The sequence below is a fragment of the Anaerotruncus massiliensis (ex Togo et al. 2026) genome, from assembly GCF_900199635.1.
Taxonomy (GTDB): domain Bacteria; phylum Bacillota; class Clostridia; order Oscillospirales; family Ruminococcaceae; genus Anaerotruncus; species Anaerotruncus massiliensis.
In genome coordinates this window covers 142,955-162,473 of sequence record NZ_LT962687.1, presented here as the reverse complement: position 1 = coordinate 162,473, position 19,519 = coordinate 142,955, and the positions used below count along the sequence as shown (strand labels likewise).

Annotated in this window: 16 protein-coding genes and 1 tRNA gene; 8 read left to right on the top strand and 9 right to left on the bottom strand. The window is 66.6% G+C overall.

All coding sequences use genetic code 11. The features are described 5' to 3' along the window. The first annotated feature begins 95 nt into the window (after window positions 1–95). The 3 genes from C1A13_RS01295 to C1A13_RS01285 all read left to right on the top strand — a co-directional run bounded on the left by C1A13_RS01295 (window position 96) and on the right by C1A13_RS01285 (window position 2,523). Window positions 96–908: a class I SAM-dependent methyltransferase gene (locus tag C1A13_RS01295; RefSeq protein WP_101548420.1), complete on the top strand. Its 813-nt coding sequence runs from the start codon at window positions 96–98 to the stop codon at window positions 906–908. 17 nt (window positions 909–925) lie between these two features. Beyond that, a complete protein-coding gene (locus C1A13_RS01290) occupies window positions 926–1,351 on the top strand; it encodes a DUF3788 domain-containing protein (RefSeq protein WP_101548418.1) in 426 nt (141 codons plus the stop codon). 191 nt (window positions 1,352–1,542) lie between these two features. Next, the gene (locus C1A13_RS01285) at window positions 1,543–2,523 is read left to right on the top strand and encodes a DUF4397 domain-containing protein (RefSeq protein ID WP_101548416.1); all 981 of its coding nucleotides are present in this window, start codon (window positions 1,543–1,545) and stop codon (window positions 2,521–2,523) included. A gap of 344 nt (window positions 2,524–2,867) precedes the next feature. Here C1A13_RS01285 and C1A13_RS01280 read toward each other — a convergent pair whose 3' ends face one another. Continuing rightward, complete coding sequence (locus tag C1A13_RS01280) at window positions 2,868–6,095, bottom strand: UvrD-helicase domain-containing protein (RefSeq protein ID WP_101548413.1); 3,228 nt, start codon at window positions 6,093–6,095, stop codon at window positions 2,868–2,870. Between the two features lie 266 nt (window positions 6,096–6,361). On the opposite strand from C1A13_RS01280, the gene C1A13_RS01275 reads away from it, so the two are divergent. From C1A13_RS01275 to C1A13_RS01265, 3 genes are all read left to right on the top strand, one after another. After that, window positions 6,362–6,799 (top strand): RrF2 family transcriptional regulator, encoded by a 438-nt coding sequence (locus tag C1A13_RS01275; RefSeq protein WP_101553157.1) that lies wholly within the window; start codon window positions 6,362–6,364, stop codon window positions 6,797–6,799. Window positions 6,800–6,911: 112 nt separating this feature from the next. Continuing rightward, on the top strand, window positions 6,912–7,847 hold the full coding sequence (gene cysK, locus C1A13_RS01270; RefSeq protein ID WP_101548411.1) for a cysteine synthase A: 936 nt from the start codon (window positions 6,912–6,914) through the stop codon (window positions 7,845–7,847). A 91-nt stretch (window positions 7,848–7,938) separates the two neighbouring features. Beyond that, window positions 7,939–8,814: an MBL fold metallo-hydrolase gene (locus C1A13_RS01265; protein ID WP_101548408.1), complete on the top strand. Its 876-nt coding sequence runs from the start codon at window positions 7,939–7,941 to the stop codon at window positions 8,812–8,814. 157 nt (window positions 8,815–8,971) lie between these two features. Here C1A13_RS01265 and C1A13_RS01260 read toward each other — a convergent pair. From C1A13_RS01260 to C1A13_RS01225, 8 genes are all read right to left on the bottom strand, one after another. Beyond that, a tRNA-Leu gene (locus tag C1A13_RS01260) sits at window positions 8,972–9,056 on the bottom strand. A gap of 53 nt (window positions 9,057–9,109) precedes the next feature. Beyond that, window positions 9,110–10,384 carry an aminotransferase class I/II-fold pyridoxal phosphate-dependent enzyme gene (locus tag C1A13_RS01255; protein WP_101548405.1) on the bottom strand — a complete coding sequence of 425 codons (1,275 nt, stop codon included), beginning with the start codon at window positions 10,382–10,384 and terminating at the stop codon, window positions 9,110–9,112. 245 nt (window positions 10,385–10,629) lie between these two features. After that, window positions 10,630–11,460 (bottom strand): GNAT family N-acetyltransferase, encoded by an 831-nt coding sequence (locus C1A13_RS01250; protein ID WP_101548403.1) that lies wholly within the window; start codon window positions 11,458–11,460, stop codon window positions 10,630–10,632. Next, window positions 11,457–12,470, bottom strand: a complete 1,014-nt coding sequence (locus C1A13_RS01245; RefSeq protein ID WP_101548401.1) for a M42 family metallopeptidase — start codon at window positions 12,468–12,470, stop codon at window positions 11,457–11,459. Before C1A13_RS01245 ends, C1A13_RS01250 begins: the two co-directional genes overlap by 4 nt. Next, entirely contained in the window at window positions 12,470–13,498 is a 1,029-nt protein-coding gene (locus C1A13_RS01240; RefSeq protein WP_172439116.1) for a M42 family metallopeptidase, read from the bottom strand. Before C1A13_RS01240 ends, C1A13_RS01245 begins: the two co-directional genes overlap by 1 nt. Before the next feature lie 34 nt (window positions 13,499–13,532). Further along, window positions 13,533–14,930 (bottom strand): UDP-N-acetylmuramoyl-L-alanine--D-glutamate ligase, encoded by a 1,398-nt coding sequence (murD, locus tag C1A13_RS01235; RefSeq protein WP_101548397.1) that lies wholly within the window; start codon window positions 14,928–14,930, stop codon window positions 13,533–13,535. An 894-nt stretch (window positions 14,931–15,824) separates the two neighbouring features. Further along, on the bottom strand, window positions 15,825–17,036 hold the full coding sequence (gene alr, locus C1A13_RS01230) for an alanine racemase (RefSeq protein WP_242970791.1): 1,212 nt from the start codon (window positions 17,034–17,036) through the stop codon (window positions 15,825–15,827). Continuing rightward, complete coding sequence (locus C1A13_RS01225) at window positions 17,033–17,215, bottom strand: hypothetical protein (protein WP_101548394.1); 183 nt, start codon at window positions 17,213–17,215, stop codon at window positions 17,033–17,035. Before C1A13_RS01225 ends, alr begins: the two co-directional genes overlap by 4 nt. Before the next feature lie 129 nt (window positions 17,216–17,344). Here C1A13_RS01225 and gpr point away from each other — a divergent pair, with 129 nt between their 5' ends. Both gpr and spoIIP read left to right on the top strand, forming a co-directional pair. Continuing rightward, window positions 17,345–18,214 (top strand): GPR endopeptidase, encoded by an 870-nt coding sequence (gpr, locus tag C1A13_RS01220; RefSeq protein ID WP_101548393.1) that lies wholly within the window; start codon window positions 17,345–17,347, stop codon window positions 18,212–18,214. A 130-nt stretch (window positions 18,215–18,344) separates the two neighbouring features. Then, entirely contained in the window at window positions 18,345–19,502 is a 1,158-nt protein-coding gene (gene spoIIP / locus C1A13_RS01215) for a stage II sporulation protein P (RefSeq protein WP_101548390.1), read from the top strand. The last annotated feature ends 17 nt before the right edge of the window (window positions 19,503–19,519 follow it).

Sequence of the window (19,519 nt, the reverse complement as noted above, 5' to 3'; positions counted from 1 at the left end):
CCCGCACACTCCGCGTCCAAGCTTGCCCGGCGGGAGGCAATCGGTTATAATGGGAGAAAACCCGCGCGCGGCGCGCCCTTCTGAAAGGAGCCGTCATGAACACAAACCGGAACATCGACCACGGCCGCGCGTTCGACTGGGGGCGCGCCTCCGTCGACTATGCGAAATACCGGGACATCTACCCGCCCGAATTTTACCGGCGGCTGCTCGACATGGGGCTCTGCACCAAGGGGCAGGCCGTCCTGGACCTCGGGACCGGGACGGGGGTGCTGCCCAGGAACCTCTGCCGCTACGGCGCCTCCTTCGTGGGGACCGATATCTCGGAGGAACAGATCGCGCAGGCCCGGCGGCTGGCGGAGGAGGCGGGCTTGGAGATCGCCTTCCGGTGCCTCCCGGCGGAGGAGACCGACTTTCCGGACGGCAGCTTCGACGTGGTGACGGCCTGCCAGTGCTTCTTTTACTTCGACCACGCCCTGCTCGCCCCGCGGCTCAGCCGGATCCTGAAGCGCCCGGGGCGGCTCGCGGCGCTCTATATGGCGTGGCTGCCCGGCGAGGACCCGATCGCCGCGAAGAGCGAGGAGCTCGTGCAAAGGTACAATCCCGGCTGGACCGGCGGCGGCGAGACCCGGCATCCGATCGCCGTGCCGGACGCCTACGAAGCCGATTTCGAGATGGAGCGGCAGGAGGTCTTCGACCTGCGGGTGCCCTTCACCCGGGAGGGGTGGAACGGACGGATGAAGGCCTGCCGGGGGATCGGGGCCTCCCTGCCCGCGGAGGAGATCGCGCGCTTTGACCGGGAACACCTCGCGCTGCTCGAACGGATCGCGCCGCCGCGCTTTGAAATCCTGCACTATGCGGCGGTCACGGTTCTGAGGACAAAGGAAACAGGCGCGTCCGCGCCGCAATGAAAATGGAGGAACCGTCTATGGCATGGAAGGACACCTATCCGAAGGACCGCGCCCCCTCGGCGGAGGAGATCGACGCCTGCGTGGGAAGCCCACTCTGGGGGGCCCTCTGCCGCACGGTTGAGGAAACCTACGGCGCCGCCCCCAGGATCGAGTACAGCTGCTGCTCAATGGCGCCGGGCTGGAACGTCAAATACAAAAAGGGCGGCCGGGCGCTCTGCACCCTCTATCCGAACGAGGGGTATTTTTCCTGCATGGTGGTGGTCGGGGAACGGGTCCTGCCCGAGGCGGAGCTGCTGATCACCGCCTGCGATCCCTACACGCAGGAGCTCTTCCGGAACACGAAGGTCTCGATGGGCGGCAAATGGCTCTATATCGACGTGAAGAGCGAGCCGGTCCTGCGGGACACCCTGCGGTTTATCTCCCTGCGCGCCGCCGGGAAATAAATGAAGCGGGGCTTTCCCGTTTTGCCTATAAAAAAGGGGGGCGCGCTGCCGTTTGGCAGCGCGCCCCCCTTTTTTCGTCCGCGCCCGCACGGGGCGTTTTTCTCCCCGGCGGGCAAACGGGCCCCGGAAGAATCACCGGAGGCCCGGCTTTTTAATAGTATGGTAGAAATCGTGAAAGGAGATGGATCAACATGTATTCATCCGACAACATGGGCGGATATTCCGGCCGGAACATCCCGGTCGCGCCGCTGCCCAATCCCGGGGAGGGCGGCCCGGCTGCACCGGGCGACGCGCCCGCCCTGCCGCTCCCCGGTTTCGGCGAGGGCGGCCCCGTTTTCGGCGGCGATACCCCCTCCATCCCGCTGCCCAACCCGGGCGAAGGCGGTCCGGTCGCGCCCGGTCCCGGCGGAAATTTCCCCGTCGTGCCGCTGCCCAACCCCGGGGAGGGCGGACCCGTCGCACCCGGCCGTCCGGGACAGACGATCCCCATCCTGCCGGCGCCGAATCCGCCCTGCTTTTACTGCGGAGCGGGCAGGTTTGGAAAGGTCCGCTTCCTCAACGCCGCCTTTGGCTACCGGCCCTTCCGCATCTTCATCAACAACCGCTTCATCGTCAACGGCCTCGGCTTTACCTCCCTCACCCCTTACGGCAGGGTGTCCAACGGGTTCCAGACCGTGACGGTCACCGGCACGAACGGCTATGTCTATCTCCAGAAATCCATCCCTTTCAAGGCGGACGACAGCGTGACGATCGCCGTCATCAACTCCGCCAGCGGTCTCGACCTCCTGCAGATTTCCGACACCTCCTGCGCGCGGCCCGCCTCGATGTCCTGCTTCCGGGCGTGCAACCTGGCTTATTACAGCAATCCGGTCGACATCCTGCTCGGCGACGGGCGCGTGATCTACAGCGACGTGCGCTTCAAGGAGGTCACCTCCTTCAAACGCATCCGCCCGGGCGACTACCAGATCGACATTGCCGAGACAAACCTGCGCCCCGAGCCGCGTATGGCGGACATCGAAACGCTCGACGGCGGCGTCACCGTCTTTGAACTGCCGCAGGCGCTGGTGTCCACCTTCGTCACCATCCGCCCCAACGCCACCTATACCCTGTACATCTTCAGCCGGGATACCTCCCCCGACGCACTCCAGACCATGATCGTCGAGGATCGGTGACCGCCTCCCGGCGGGCGGTTTTGGATTTGCCGTGCTGCGCCCGGCGGAGCTTGGACGGGAATTGCCGCTTAAAAAGCGGCAAGAATCACGAGCGCGTTCCGCCGCGCGCCACGGGTTCCTTTTCGGACGGACGAAAAGGAACCAAAAGTCCGCCTAAGAACCCTCCGCCGGGTTCTTAGGGATCTCCGGGAGTACCTTGCCATAACCCGCCGGTTGCCGTCACTCCCCACGGGTACACCAGCTGAGGGCTCAATTCAGGTTGCGGGCGCTCCCAACGAAAGGAACGGTAAGTGCCGGCGCGGCCGGCCTGAACCAAACGTTTTGAGGGGTCCAGGGGAACTTTTTCAAAAGTTCCCCTGGAAAAAACTCAGCTGCACGCCGCCAGGCGCGGGACGGCGCGCCGGGGTGGCGTGGCTGTGTGCGAGCTGGTCCGCGGGGATGTCCGCGAGGAAGGGGGAGGGCTCGCCCGGGCAGAGCAGGACAAGTTCCTCCCTGGCGCGGGTCATGCCGACGTAGAAGAGCCGGCGCTCCTCGGCGGGATCGTTCTCGCGGCCGGGCGAGTCGAGGGGGAGCACGCCGCGCTTTGCGCCGCAGAGAAAGACGACGGGGAATTCGAGCCCCTTCGCGCCGTGCAGGGTGAGCAGGGTGACCGCGTCGGAGAGGTAGGCGCGGCTGCCGCTGCGCGCCACATCCCGTTCTTCGCCGAGGGTGAGGTTCAGGAGGAAGGCGGGCATGTCGGCGTGGAGCACCGCCATGTTTAGAAGCCGTTCCATGGCGGGGGAGGAGCGCCCGGTATCCCCGATCCAGTCCTCGAGCAGGCGGCGGGGCTTTTCCCGCCGGGCGCGCGGCAGATATTTTTCCGCCAGCTCCGCCCAGAGGACAAGCGGTTCCGCCGCCGCGAGCGCTGGCGGGAGCAGTTCCAGCAGCCGCGCCGGGGAATCGGCCGCCGCCCCGGCGGCCGTCCGCAGGAAGGCGTCCGCCGCAGCCCTTTCACAGCCGAGCGATTCGGTCAGGCAGGCGCGCAGGGAGAAGGGATCGGCAGAGCCGCAAAGGCCCCGGAAAAAGCCGACCGCGCCCCGCACCAGCCCGTCGGACAGGAGCTTGTCCCGCCCGGCGACAAGGTAGGGAATCCCTTCGATGCCGAGGCATTTTTCCAGCGCCTCGGCCTGCCGGTGGGTCCGGCAGAGGACTGCAAAGTCGGAAAAGCCCCGGGGCTGCGCGCTCCCGCCGCCCTGTGCGTCAAGCATGTCGATGCCGCCCACCAGCCGGTTGATCTCCTTGGCCACAAAGATCGCTTCTGAAAATTCGTCCGCCGCCATGACGAGCCGCACGGGGCCGCCGTCCGGCCGCTGGGCCTCAAGCGTCCGTTCCGGGCCCCCGTTTTTGGAGATGACCGGCAGGGACGCCCGCAGAATCTGCGGGGTGGAGCGGTAGTTGCGGGTGAGGACGACGGTCTTCGCGGCGGGCCAGTCGGCGGCAAAGCGCGCGAAGCACCGGGCGTCCGACCCACGGAAGCCGTAGATCGACTGGTCGGGGTCGCCGATGACGAATACCCCGGCGCTCTCCCCGCTCCAGGCGCGCACCAGCCGGTACTGCACGTCGCTCACGTCCTGGAACTCATCCACGAGCAGGTGGGTGAAGGCGCGCCGCTCCTTCGCCGTGGCCTCCCCGTGAACGAAAAGGTCGTAGGCGTCCAGCAGCAGATCGTCGTAGTCGCGCACGCCCGCTTCCTTCAGCAGTTCGCAGTAGCGTTCGCACGCCTCGACCGGGACCGACCCGTCGGCGGGCAGCCCCCCCTTGCGGCGGGAGACCTCCTGCACGAGCTTCCGCGCGGAGAGCCGCAGGTCGAGCGCGCCGGTCACCTCCGAGGCGGCGGCGAGCGCCTCCCCCTCCCCGATCAGCGAGACCGGCCCCCGTTCGGAGAGCAGCCGCAGGCAGATGGCGTGGAAGGTGCCGATCGTCATCGCGCGCACGGCGCGCTTGCCGAAGAGGGCCTCGAGCCGTTCGCGCATCTCCCCCGCCGCCTTGTTGGTGAAGGTGACGGCGGTGATCTGCGCGGGCTTGACCCCCTGCCCGACGAGCCACGCGACGCGGGCGACGAGCGTCCTGGTCTTGCCGGTGCCGGGCCCCGCGACGACCGCCACGGCGTGTTCCGCCGCCGTGACCGCCGCGCGCTGCTCCTCGTTGAGCCCCGCGAGCGCCCCGCCCTCCGGTGGGGCGGCGGAGACCTCCTCCGCCTTTTTGGCCGCGCGGGCAGGCCGCGGCGCGGCGGGCGCTTTCTTTTTGGGCGCGGGCAGGGACGACGATCCGAACAGACTCATCTGCCCCGCGAGCGTCTCGATCTCCTGCGGGTCGAGCAGCTTGATCTTCCCATACTCCCCGTCGTAGCCGGGGGAGAGCTCCACCTGACCGCGCCGCATCCGGCGCACCCCCTCGGCCACCGCCGGGCCCGCCACCCGGCCGATCTCCTCCTCCGGGACCTCCCGCAGGATGGTGAATTCGGGTCCAAGCTCCCGCAGCAGCGCCTCGTAGCGGGCCGTCACCCGGCCGCTCGCCGGTCCGAAGCCGGTGCAGGCGGCGATCACCTCGGGCAGGGGCACGAGGCTCTGGAAGGGGACCGAATCCTGCGGAACGAAGCCCTCCTCCCGGTCGGCGAGCTCCTCCACCCGGTGGAGCACGCCGATCGTCAGCTTGCCGCCGCAGACGGGGCAGCGCCCGTCGGCCGGGGTGTCGCCCGGGCGCAGGCAGAGCTTGCAGCTGCGGTGCCCGTCGAAGTGGTACTTGCCCTCCTCGGGAAAAAACTCGACCGTCCCGCGAAAGCCGGGCGCGCCGCGCCCGCGCAGCGCCGAGGCCAGCGCGGGATAGGAGGGCTCGATCTCCAGCAGGTTGGCCTCCCGCCCGAGCTTGGAGGGGGAGTGCGCGTCCGAATTGGAGATGAGCGCGTAGCGGTCGAGCGCCGACAGCCGCCAGTTCATCGGCGGATCGGAGGAAAGCCCCGTCTCGACCGCGTGGATGCAGGGGGTCATGTCGCCGAAGCAGGCCTCGATCGTGTCGAAGCCGGAAAACGCCCCGAAGAGGGAAAAATGGGGCGTCCAGATGTGCGCGGGGATAAAGACCGCCTCGGGGCAGGTTTCCATCGTAATCTCCAGCAGGTCGCGGCTGTCCAGCCCGAGAATCGGCCGCCCGTCCGAGTGGATGTTGCCGATCGCCTCGAGCTTTTTCGAGAGGGCCTCCGCCGCCTCGAGGCCGGGCAGGAGGATGAGGTTGTGGACCTTGCGCACCCGGCCGTCCTTTTTATAGATCGAGCTGATCTCCCCCGTGACGACGAACCGGGGGCGCTCCGTTCCCGCGGCGCCCTCCACATGCAGTCCCTCGCGGAGGGTGTAGAGCCCTTCCTCCGCCGGGACGAGCTTGTCCCGCAGCTCCTGCCGCCAGGCGGGGTGGGTGAAATCCCCCGTGCCCAGAAGCCCAATCCCCTTGCGGCGGGCCCACAGGTCGAGATGTTCCGGCACGCATTCCCCGCTGGTCGCGCGGGAATACTTTGAGTGGATGTGCAGGTCGGCGATGAGCATAGGCGTCCTCCGTTTTTTTGGAATGGTATCATCATACCGCCTTTTCCCCGGGGATGCAAGCGGCGCGGGCGGCGGCTGCCGGTCAGACGGAAACAGGGAGGGGGGCGTGTGGGGGGAAACCGTAGGTTCCTACTGCACGTTGAGCGGGCGGATAAACCCGCCGCAGCGGGCCCCTCAACTTGCCGAAAAAACTTTTTCGGCAAGTTGAGGGGACTTTTCAAAGTCCCCCGGGGGGCGTATAATGACAGAGGAATGGAGGGATGGCCGTGAAGATATCAACAAGAGGACGCTACGCGCTGCGGCTCATGCTCGATCTTGCGCTGCACGACACGGGAGAATACATTTCCCTGCGGGACATTTCGGCCCGGCAGGAGATCTCGGTCAAATACCTCGAACAGATCGTCACGGTGCTCGGCCGGGCGGGGCTTGTGCGCAGCGTGCGCGGCCCGCAGGGGGGCTACCGGCTCTCGAAGGCCCCGGCGGACTACACGGCGGGGGAAATCCTGCGGACGATCGAGGGGAGTCTCGCGCCGGTGGCCTGCCTGGACGACTCCCCCAACGCCTGCGCGCGCGCGGGAGAATGCGCGACCCTCGTGCTGTGGGAACGGCTCTCCCGCGCGATCAACGAGACGGTGGACGGCATGACGCTGGCCGACCTCGCGGAGATCCAGCGGGCAAAGGCGGGCAACGACTACGTGATCTGAAAAACATCCCATCCGGGGGTTGACAAACCGGCATTCTCCCGCTATACTAATTTCATACTAAACACATAGGAATTAAATGAATTCCGCAACACACCTTCAGGAGGGACTGGATATGGCAAAGATCTATCGCAGCATGACCGAACTGGTCGGCGGGACACCGCTGCTTGAACTGACGAACTACGAACGCCGGGAGAACCTCGACGCGCGGCTGCTTGCAAAGCTGGAATACCTGAACCCGGCGGGTTCGGTCAAGGACCGCATCGCCAAGGCGATGCTTGACGAGGCGGAGCGGGCCGGGCGGCTCGGGGAGGGCTCGGTGATCGTCGAGCCCACGAGCGGCAACACCGGCATCGGGCTGGCGGCGGCGGGCGCGGCGCGCGGCTACCGCGTCATCCTGACGATGCCCGAGACGATGAGCGTCGAGCGGCGCAGCCTGCTGAAGGCCTACGGCGCCGAGCTGGTGCTCACCGACGGCGCGCTCGGCATGAAGGGCGCGATCGCAAAGGCGCAGGAGATCGCCGCCGCGACCCCGGATTCCTTTATCCCCGGGCAGTTTGAAAACCCCGCGAACCCTGCCGCGCACCGCGCCACAACCGGCCCGGAAATCTGGGAGGACACCGGCGGCGAGGTGGACGTCTTCGTCGCGGGCATCGGCACCGGCGGCACGATCACCGGCGTCGGCGAGTACCTCAAATCGAAGAACCCGGCGGTCCGGATCGTCGCGGTGGAGCCGTCCGGCTCCCCCGTCCTCTCGGGCGGAAGCGCCGGCCCCCACAAAATCCAGGGCATCGGCGCCGGCTTCGTCCCCGACACCCTCAACACGGCGGTCTACGACGAGATCATCACCGTCGAAAACGAGGACGCGTTTGCCGCCGGGCGGGAGATCGCGCGGCGGGAGGGGGTGCTCGTGGGCATCTCGTCGGGCGCGGCGGTGTGGGCGGCGGCGCAGCTCGCGCGCCGTCCCGAATACAGCGGAAAGACGATCGTCGTTCTGCTGCCCGACACGGGCGACCGCTATCTCTCCACCCCCCTCTTTTCGGGGGAATAACAGCACCCCAGCAGAGGCGGCCGGAAGGGACTTCCGGCCGCCTCGCTTTTGTGGTAAAATGGTGTCATCATCCGGACAAGGAGGCGTCGGCATGTATGAACTGATCCGGGCGGGGGAGCAGACGTGGTATATCGACTGTCCCGCGAAGATGGGGCTTTTTCTCGCGGAGGACGGCGCGTGGCTGATTGACAGCGGCAACGACAAGGACGCGGGGCGCAGGGTGCGCAAGCTGCTCGACGCCAACGGCTGGACGCTGGCGGGCATCCTCAACACCCACTCGAACGCGGACCACATCGGCGGGAACCGGTTTTTGCAGGACCGGTACCACTGCCCCGTCTATTCGACGCCCGCGGAAAACGCCTTGATCCGCGCCCCGCGGCTCGAGCCCTCCTTCCTCTACGGCGGGTATCCCTGCAAGGCGCTTTGCAACAAGTTTTTGATGGCGCAGGAGAGCGAGCCCTCCCCCATCGAGGGCGCCCCGCTGCCCGAAGGGCTTGAGGTTTTCCCGCTGCCGGGACATTTCTTCGGGATGGTCGGCTTTCGCACGCCCGACGGCGTCTGTTTCCTCGCCGACTGCCTCTCCGGGGAGGCGGTCCTCGAAAAATACCACGTCGGTTTCATCTACGACGTGCGCGCCTACCTCGAGACGCTCGACTGGGTGGAGACGCTCGAGGCGAAGCTCTTCGTCCCGGCGCACGCTCCCGCGGCGGAGGATATCCGCCCGCTCGCCGCGCTCAACCGCGCCAAGGTCCAGGAGATCGCCGGGCGGGTGCTCGCCATCTGCGCCGAGCCCCGCACGCCCGAAGAGGTCATCCGGGAGGTGTTCTCCGCCTATGGGCTCACGATGGATTTCAACCAGTATGTCCTCGTGGGCAGTACGGTGCGCTCCTATCTCAGCTACCTCTGCGACGAGGGGCTGATCGCCGCGCGGTTCGAGGACAACCGTCTGCTGTGGGAACGCGTCTGAACCGCCCGACCGCAGGCCCGGCGGCAAATAAAAACAACCAGTCCCAGGACTGGTTGTTTTTATCTGCCTTTACACGACGAAATCCATTTCGTCATGGCATCCCTTTCACCAGCTAAAAAACCAGCGCATACGCGCTGGTTTTTTAGGGTGTCAGTCATGGTGCGGGTAGAGGGGGTCGAACCCTTACGCCTTGCGGCACAGGATCCTAAATCCTGCGCGTCTGCCAATTCCGCCATACCCGCGCGGCGCCGCCGGACGGCGGCAGAATCATGATACCATTCCGCATCGCGGCTTGTCAACCGTCCCTTCGGAGCACGCCCGATTCGAGCAGCGACTGCGCCGCGAGGATCACGCCCGTCTTGCCGCTCGGCCAGGTGAGCCCGCCCTGAAGCCACGCGGCATAGGGCTCGCGCATCGGCCCGTCGGCGGAAAGCTCGATCGACGCGCCCATCGTGAACGCGCCCGCGGCCATGATGACCTTGCTGTCGTAGCCGGGCATGTCCCACGCCTCGGGGGTGACGAACGCGTCGACCGGCGCGCCCTTCTGCACCCCGCGGCAGAAGGCGGAGAGCCCCTCGGGCGTGCCGAGCTTCACCGCCTGGATGATGTCGGTGCGCGGCGCGTCAAAATGCGGATAGACCTCGAAGCCGAGCCGCTCGAAGAGCGCCGCGGAGAAGACGGCGGTCTTCAGCGCGGCGGCCACCACGGTGGGCGCGAAGAAGAGCCCCATAAACATCCCGCGCAGCTGCCCGAGGGTGCAGCCGACCTCCTTGCCGACGCCCGGCGCGGTCAGCCGGCAGGCGCACTGCTCGATCAGGTCGGCGCGCCCCGCGATATATCCGCCCGTCTTGGCGATTCCGCCGCCCGGATTCTTGATGAGCGACCCGATGACGAGGTCCGCGCCCGCCTGCGCCGGCTCGCGGCGCTCGACGAACTCGCCGTAGCAGTTGTCCACGACGATCAGCGCGCCGGGGTTGGCCTCCCGCACGATGCCCGCGATCCTTTCGATCTGCGCGACGCTCAGCGATTCCCGCAGCGAATAGCCGCGCGACCGCTGCAAATACGCCATCCTCGCCCCCTTCACCGCGTCCGCCATGCGCGCGTAGTCGGGGGACCCGTCGGGCAGCAGGTCGAGCTGCTCGTAGCGAATGCCGAACTCCTTAAGCGAACCGTGCCCGCCCGGCACAATGCCGATCACCGGCTGGAGGGTGTCGTAGGGCAGTCCGGTCAGCGACACCATCCGGTCGCCCGGCCGCAGCACCCCGAAGAGCGCCGTCGTGATCGCGTGGGTGCCCGAGACGAAATTGTGCCGGATGAGCGCGTCCTCCGTCCCCATCACCCGCGCCAGCACCCGGTCGAGCACCTCGCGGCCCCGGTCGTCGTAGCCGTAGCCGGTTGTGCCCGCAAAGTGGCTCTCGCTCACGTTGTTTTCGATGAAGGCGGAGAGCACCTTCATGCCGTTATACTCCGCGTTGCCGTCGATGCGCGCGAACGCCTCGCGGCAGGTCTCCTCCGCCTCTTCCGCCATCCGCGCGATAGATGGATCGATGTGAAAAAACTGTTCAACCATACCTCCGGGGGAAACTTTTGAGAAAGTTTCCCCCAGCCCCCCTTCAAAACGTTTTATTCGGGCGTATCTCGTCCCGAAAACCGCCCGCCCCCCCGACCGCACCAGGGAACCCTTCTAAAACTTTTCATTCGGGCGCGCCTCACGTTAATAGCCAGCCTCGTCCCCCGACCGCCTCAGTTCCGCCGCACGGTCCGAGCGTGCGGAGAACCCCCGCGCCCTGCCTGCGCCAAAAGCTTTGAAGGATTCTAAAGGGAACTTTCTCGAAAGTTCCCTTTAGACCATAAGCCCGCGTCCTCATAGCCGCAGGCGCGGTGGAAGGCCGCGATCCCGTCCTCCGCGGTCAGCAGCCAGGGCTCGAGGCCCTGCGCAAGCGCGGCATTTGTCGCGTGCGCCATCATCCGGCGGGCATAGCCCCGCCCCCGGCAGGCCGGATCGGTCGCCAAACCCGCCAGAATCGCGCGGGAGGCGTCCTTAAAGTAAATACCAATTGTTGAAACGATACGCTCATCTACTTTTAGTATGTAAATATCCGCCAGACCGTGCCGCCGCTTGTGGGAAACCTCGGTGAGCCACGCGGCATAATCGGTGCGCGCGGCGAACGCCGGGTCGGCCGCGCAGAGCAGCGCATAGACGGCTCCCAGGTCCTCGGCGGGCGCGGCAGTCCCCGGGGGAACGCCGTCCGCGCAGGGCGCGGCCGCGGCGGGGCGGGCGTCCGCCGGGGCGGAACGCCCGCCCCACCGCAGGATTCGCGACGAGCGAAGCCCGCCGCGAATCACGGCGTTCACCCGTTCGCAGAGCGCCCGCTCCCCCTCGTAGGAGCGGCAGCCGACGGCCGCGAGGAAGGCGGCTAGCTCGTCCGCATCGGCCGCGGCGTCCGCCGCGAGGGTGACGGTGCCGTCCAGCCGGGACACCGCGCCCACGGCGCGGTCCCCGTCAAGCAGCAGCCAGAGGTCGAGCACCCCGTCCGAAAGGCCATAGGTTTGATACTGCGAGTATATTTTTGTTCCAAATATACCGAATTTGCCAACCGACGCCTCAAAAAGAGCCGCCCATTCGCCACCGGCATAGCGGATCATCCGCCGAAATCGGCGGCCAGCGCGCTGAGCAGCCGGAGCGTCTCGTCCACGTCGAACCGGTTGACGACACAGGAGGGGGTGTGCAGATAGCGGCAGGGCACCGACACGGCGAGCACCCGCGCGCCCCTGCCCGCGACCTGGACCGACCGCGCCTCGTTGCCGCCGTAGACGCCCTCCTTGGGCTGGCAGGCGATGCCGCCCGCCTTCGCCGCAGCGAGCGCGCGGCGGTAGAGGTCCATGTCGTAGACGGTACCCTTGTCCATGAAGGATAGGACGGGGCCTTTTTTCAGGGAGCAGACCACCTTTTCGGGCGGGGTGCCGGGGATGTCGCAGGCGGTCGTCGTCTCGACGGCGACCGCGATCTCCGCACCCGTCTGATAGGCCGCGGTGCGCGCGCCCGTCGTGCCCGTCTCCTCCTGTACGGTGAAGGCGAAATGGGTGTCGTAGGCAAGCTCCGACCCAATCAGCTCGACGAGCAGCGCGCAGCCGACCCGGTCGTCGAGCGCCCGCCCGCGCAGGAAGCCGTCCCCGAAGGCGGTGTATTGGGAGGTGAAGACCGCGCGGTCCCCCAGTGCGACACGGGTAAACGCGTCGTCGCGGTCCTTCGCGCCAATGTCGATGAAGAGCGCGTCGGGCTCGGGGGCCTTGTCCCGCTCGTCGGCGGACTTCATGTGCACCGCCTTGGAGCCGATCACGCCAAAGGTCTCCCCGATGCGCACCGATTTGCCGGGGAGCACCCGGCGGTCGATGCCGCCCACGGTGGTGAATTTGAGCAGGCCGCTCTCCTCCACCCAGGTGATGATCAGCCCCACCTCGTCCATGTGGGCCGAAAAGAGGAGCGGATGGGCGGGGGCCTGTTTCCCTTTTTTGAAGGCGAGGATGTTGCCGAGCGCATCCACCTTGTAGATACAGTGTCCCTCGATCATTTTGAGGATTTCATACCGCACCGGCTCCTCGCAGCCGGACACGCCGGGAAGGGCGCTCAATTTGGCAAGGTTCTCATAGAGCATCACCGGACACCTCCAAACGCGTCCGCCACATAGGCGGCGATCAATTCGGCGGCCGCCTCCACGTCGGAGACGTGGACGACCTCGACCGGCGTGTGCATATACCGCTGGGGGATCGAGACAAGCGCGCAGCGCACCCCCGCGCCCGAAACGGCGATGCCGTCGACGTCGGTGCCGGTGCTCCCGCCCATGACCTCGACCTGGAAGGGGATGTTTTCCCGCACGGCGACCTCCCGCAGGCGGGAGGACATGCCGTTGTCGATGACCGGCGCGACGCCGACCATCGGGCCGCCGCCCATCTCGCCGCACTTGGCGCGCGGGCAGTCGGGCGTGTGCCCGAAGGAGACGTCCACCGCCACCGCGTGGGTGGGCGAAAGGATGTTCGCGGCGGTGGCCGCGCCCTGTCCGCCGACCTCCTCGAGGGTGGTCAGCGCGACGGACAGCCCGCAGGAAAGCTCCCGTCCCGCCAGCTTTTCCGCGGCCAAAATGACCGCCGCGCAGCCGGCGCGGTCGTCGGCGGCACGCGTGCTGATCCGGCCGTTCATCAGTTCCCGCGCCTCACAGCAGAAGGTCACGCGGTCGCCCGGCGCGATCCTTTCCCGCGCTTCTTCGGCCGAAAGGCCCACGTCGATCGAAATGTCCTCGATCTTGGGCAGGTGGGTGTCGTCGGAATTGAGGTGGGGCGGCACGGTGCAGACGACGCCGGGCAGCTCGCCCTTTGCCGTGTGCACGACGACCTGCGCCGCGAGCAGCAGCGCGCGGTCGATGCCGCCGACGTTCGAGACGCGCAGAAAGCCGCCGTCGTCGATGTAGGTGACGATCATGCCGACGCTGTCGATGTGGGCGGTGAGCATCACATGCTCGCCCGAGGCGGGGACCGGCTTGATCCGGCAGAGCAGCGAGCCGAGCGGCGCGCGCTCACATGCGCCGAGCGGCGCGAGCATTTGCTGCGCCGCTTCCACCGCCCCATCCTCCCCGCCGGACACGCCGAGCGCGCCCGCGAGGGTTAATATCTGTTCCGTGGTGGTCATGGGAACCTCCTGTATTTTCAAACTCATTTTCCGTTCAAAGCGCGTTCACGAGTTCCTTGAAGCGGCGGCCGCGCGTGCCGTAATTGGGGAACATGTCGAAGCTCGCGCAGGCGGGCGAAAGCGAGACGATGTCGCCCGGTCCGGCGGCCTCCGCCGCCTTTTTGACCGCCTCCTCGAGGCTTCCGGCGCGAAGGATCGCGAGCTCCGCCGGGTCGAACCCCGGAAAGGCGCGCACCTCCGCCTCGATCGTGTCGGCGGTCGCGCCGATCAGGATGAGCGTCTTGACCCGTTCCACCAGCTTGGGGATGAGCGGGTCGAAGGGGATTTTTTTGTCGTAGCCTCCCGCGATGATGACGAGCTTCTGGTCAAAGCTCTCCAGCCCGGCGATCGTGCGGGTGGGGGTGGTGGCGATCGAATCGTTGTACCAGCGCACCCCGTCCTTCTCCCGGACGAACTCGATGCGGTGCTCCACCCCGTCGAATTCGACCGCGACGTTGTAGATCGCCTCCCGGTCGACATAGCCCCAGGTGGCGCAGATCGCGGCGAGGTAGTTTTCGATGTTGTGCAGGCCGGGGAGCTTGATCTCGGCGGCGTGCATGATCTTGGTGCGCTCGCCGTTCACCGACATGTAGATAATGCCGTCCTCCCCGAGAAACGCGCCGGTGCGCACCGGGCGCTTGACCGAGAACTCGAAGAGCTGGCCCCGCACGCATTCGGGGTTGGCGAAGGAGGCGGCGACGTCGTTGTCCACGCCGAGCACGGTGCGGGAAAACGCCCCCTGATGCGCGAAGATGTTGCGCTTGGCGTCAATATATTCCTGCATATCCTTGTGCACGTCGAGGTGGTTGGGGGTGATGTTGGTGACCACCGCGATGTCGGGGCTCTCCCGCATCGAGATGAGCTGGAAGCTCGACAGCTCCGCCACCGCGAAGTCCCCCTCGCGAATGTCGCGGATGAGCGGCATGAGCGCGCGGCCGATGTTGCCGCCCACATGCACCCGCCTGCCCGCCTCCTTGAGGATTTCGGTGATCAGCGTGGTGGTGGTCGTCTTGCCGTCGCTGCCGGTGATGCCGATCGTCTTGCAGGGGCAGAGGTCGAAAAAGAGCTCCATCTCGCTCGTGACGGCGACCCCGTCGCGGCGCAGCCGCTCCAGCACAGGGTGGTGGAACTTCATCCCCGGCGTACGCAGGACGATGTCCGCGTCGATGTTTTCGAGATAGTCCTCCCCGAGGCGGAGCTTGACCCCGCGCGCCTCAAAATTGTTGCAGATCGCCTCCCCCACCTCTTCGCGGGTGCGGCGGTCGTGCGCGGTCACCTTCGCGCCGTAGTCGTTCAGCCGGCTGATGAGGTCGCTGTGGCTCACGCCGATGCCGATGACGGAGATTTTCTTGCCCTTGATGCCGTGGAAAAAGCGGTCTACCCTGCTGTCCATAAGCTGCCTCCAATTTCGCCCTGGAATTCGTTTGAACGTTCCTATTATATTCGCTATACCCCGATTTATCAAGCGGATTTTGTTGCAGCGGCGCTTTTCATTGCCGCCCAGTGGGCGGCGGAGCTTGTCGGCTGCCCGCCAACAGGAGGCCTTCTTAGATTTGCCGCTCGGGGAGCGGCGGAGGTTTTATCGCCCTCCTTCGGAGGGCTGAGAGGAGCCGCCTTCGGCGGCAGGGGATTGCCGGGTCCCGCCCCGGCAGGCGGGGTACTTTCTTTGCGTCAAAGAAAGTACCCAAAGAAGGACGCTCAAGGGGACTTCCGCCAGTCCCCTTGAGAATCCCCCGGGAGTACCTTGCCAGTACCCGCCGGTTACAACCGCTCCCCACGAATACGCCAGCTGAGGGCTCAATTCAGGTTGCGGGCGCTCCCAACACGGGAACAGGAGACCTGCCAAAAAGGAGCGCCGCCCGTGGGCGGCGCTCCTAAAATGCGCATGGTGTGATACGCGTGTCTCCCCGGAAGCATTCCCGGTACGGTTCCGGAGACTCGCCGGCAGAGGCATTGCGCCCGCGGCGCGGCGGCCGGCAGGATGCTGTCGGCTTGTCCGCTGATCCGTGGACGGGGCGCCGCCGACTTTGGCCGAAGGCCAACCGGAGGCGGCGCTGGGGGTCAAGGGGGCATAGCCCCCTGCGGCTTCTTTCCCCCATTTCTTGTCCGCACAAGAAATGGGGCCGCCTGCCGGGGCGGGACCCGGCAACTCTGCCGCTCCCTGAGCGGACAATCTAAAACCGCTGTCGGACGACCACCAACAAGCTCCTCCACTCGTTGAGCGGCAAATCTAAAACCGCCGTCGGCCGGCCACCGACAACCTCCGCCGCTCTCCGAGCGGACAATCTCACAGCGTGGCGATCACATAGTCGACGGCTGCGATCTCCCGGCCGGCCTGTATGTATACCCGCGGGACCCGCCTGCCGATGAGGCAGGCCTCCTCATAGTTGATTGTGCCGTTGAGCGCGGCAAAATCGTCGAGGGTGATCGACTTGCCGCCCTCGCTGCCGATGAGGGTGACGACGTCGCCGCTGCGGGCCCCGTCGATCCCGGTCACGTCGACCATGAGCTGGTCCATGCAGACCGCGCCGGTGATGGGCGCGTACTGTCCGCGAACGATCACGCGGCCCTTGTTGGTGAAGTTGCGGCGGTAGCCGTCGGCGTAACCGATCGCGATGGAGGCGAGCCTCTGGCCGTCGTGCTCGGTGACATACCGGCGGCCGTAGCTGACGGCGATCCCGGCCTCGAGCGTCTTGACCATCGTGATGGTGGTGTAGAGGGACATGGCGGGCCGCAGGTCCGCCATCCCCGCGTATTCGGGGGAGGGGGGCAGGCCGTAGAGCACGACGCCGAGCCGCACCATGTCGAGGTGCATCTCGGGATAGGCGAGCGCCGCCGCGCTGTTGCAGCAGTGGCGCAGCGCAAAGGTGATCCCCCGCTTTTCCAGCAGCTCCACCGTGTCCAGGAAGGACCGGTACTGCATCCGGGTATAGTCCCGGCTGTCCCCGGCGCACTCGTCGGCGCAGGCGAAGTGGGTGAAGACGCCGGTGCAGGAAAGTCCGGGCAGCGCGCACACCCGCGCGATCTCCTCGGCGGCGCGCGCCTCATGGCCGTGCTGGGCGAAAAAGCCGATGCGGCTCATTCCCGTGTCGATCTTCACATGGCAGTCGATCACGGCCTTCTGTTCGACCGCGGCGCGGGAAAGCTCCCCCGCGTACTCCTCCGAATAGACTGTCTGGGAGATGCCCAGCTCCGCCAGGGTGTGCGCCATCTCGGGCGGCGTGCAGCCCAGGATCAAAATCGGGCGGGCGACCTCCTGCCTGCGCAGGGAGATCGCCTCGTTGATATTGGAAACCGCGAACCAGTCGGCGCCCTCCCGCTGGAGCGCGCGGGAGACGTAGCCATCCCCGTGGCCGTAGGCGTCCGCCTTGACCACCGCCATCGTGCGGCAGCCGGGCGTCAGGCGGCTTTTGAGCTCGCGGTAGTTGTGTACGATGCAGTCCAGGTCGATGTCCGCCCAGGTGCGGCGCAGGTAGTCCATGGTGTTATCCCCCGTCATTCATCCGCGTTCTTGTCCCTCACCATGAGCATCGCCAGGCCGGCGGTGTTCACAACGATCGAAAGCCCCAGTGTGATGAGGGCCCACACCGAGTTCGTATTGAATAAAAGAAGCAGGGCGACCAACAATATGATCACGCCGGCGGCGAGTATCCGCGCCCCGATTTTCCGCACGCTCATAGCTTTCCTTTCCTTTATCCCGCGGCTTGGCCGCCGCGTCGTTCCGTCCTTATAATATACACCAACCGCCCGGCTTTTACAACCGCGCGAAAAACTTTAACAGTTTCGTCAAGAATCGGAGGGACCCCCATGAACCTGATCCGGACCGACCTCGCGGTGGAAGCCGCCGAACCCTACCGGGACCGCCTGCCCGACGGCGTTTCGATCGCGGAGGACGAGCGGGCGGGCGTCAAGCTCACCCGCGTGGAGATCACCAAACCCGAGGCCGCCGAGCGTCTCGGACGGCCGTGCGGCCGGTACATCACCCTTGAACTGCCCGCCGTGTCCTCCAGCGTGGAGCCGGCGGACGACGTGACCCACGCCGTCGCGGACGAGCTCTCCGCGCTGCTGCCCGCGGAGGGCTCGGTGCTCGTGGTCGGGCTCGGCAACGAGCAGATCACCCCCGACGCGCTCGGCCCCCGCGCCGCCCACCAGGTGCTCGCCACCCGGCACATCCCCGCCCAGCTCGCGGAGCAGACCGGCCTTTCGGGGCTGCGCCCCGTGGCCTCCCTCGCGCCCGGCGTGCTCGGACAGACGGGCATCGAGACGGGCGAGATCGTCCGTTCGATCGTGCGCGACCTCGCGCCCGCCTGCGTCGTCGTGATCGACGCGCTCGCCTCCCGCTCCCTCGACCGGCTCGGCCGCACCATCCAGCTTTCCAACAGCGGCATCTCCCCCGGCTCGGGGGTGCTCAACGCCCGGCGGGAGCTGAGCGAGGAATCCCTCGGCGTGCCGGTCGTATCGGTCGGCATCCCCACCGTCGTCGACGGCGAGACCCTCGCCCGCGACATCCTCGGGGACGACGGCCGCGACGCCGCGCCCGGCGCTTCCGCCATGATGGTCACCCCCCGCGACATCGACGCGATCATCGAGCGGGGGGCCAAGCACCTTTCGCTCGCCATCAACGCCGCGCTCCAGCCCCAGCTCTCCCTCGAGGACATCACCTACCTCGTGTCGTAACCCCCCGGCATAAACCCCCTTCCCCCTGAATAGAATGCATAGAAACGCTTTTTATGCTTTGGGGGGCGGGAATGTGAAACGATATGGTCGTGCACCCGGGCCGGCGCGCCGCCTTGGGGCCGTCATCACAATGGTCGTTGTTCTGCCGCTGTCGATCATGGCGGTTTTTTCGCTTTCCCCCGACCTGGGCGAGCTGACCGAGCGCGCCGCGCTCATCTCGGCGATGGTAAACATGCCCGAGGGGTCGCTCGCCCTTTTGGAATCGCGGTTCGCGGACAAGATCGACCCCGCCTACTATCAGGGCGAGGAATCCCAGGTCGCGCCCTACGTCGCGCCCTTTGACGAGGGAGACGCCTCCGCCGCGCCGCAGGGCCTGCCCGAATCCTCCCCCGTCCCCGCCAAGCAGGTGCGCGTCGCCGACCCCTCTCCCGCCGCGGACAACTCCCATCCCGTGCCCGCGGAATACCGGGGGCGGATCGTGCAGGAGAACATGGCGGGCTCGGGCGACAGCCTGATCCCCTACGGCGAGGGCCTGCTCCGCAACTATACCGAGGTGCCCGCCGACGACATCCGGGAGATCATGGAGCGGGGGCTCAACATCCGGCTGGAGGACACCCCCGCGCCGCAGGTGCTCATCTTCCACACCCACGCGACCGAGAGCTACGAGCCCTACGACAGTGAAAATTATGACATGCGGAATACTTGGCGGTCAACGGACAACACTAAGAATATGGTCGCGGTGGGCAACGCGCTGGAAAAGGCTCTGCGGGACGCGGGGATCGGGGTCGTGCACGATACGACCCAGCACGACTACCCCTCCTACAACGGCTCCTACGAGCGCAGCGCCGAAACGATCAAGTCCTATCTGGAGAAGTATCCGACCATCAAGATCGCGCTCGACGTGCACCGCGACGCCATCCAGCGGGAGGACGACCTCATCGTCAAGCCCACGGTGGAGATCAACGGCCGCAAGGCCGCCCAGCTCATGATCATCACCGGCAGCGACGACGGCACGATGAACGTCCCCGAGTGGCGGGAAAACCTGCGCTTTGCCGCATCCCTTCAGGACGCCATCGAGCAGGACACCCCCGAGCTGACCCGCCCGATCTTCTTCTGCTACCGAAAATACAACATGGATCTGACCACCGGCTCGCTGCTCCTCGAGGTCGGCTCCAACGCCAACACCCTCGACGAGAGCGTCTATACCGCCGAACTGGTCGGGAAGTCCCTCGCGCGGATGCTCAACGAAAACCGCGAAGCATCCCCGGAAACTGCTCCAAATGGATAGTCTATTGGTATAAACCT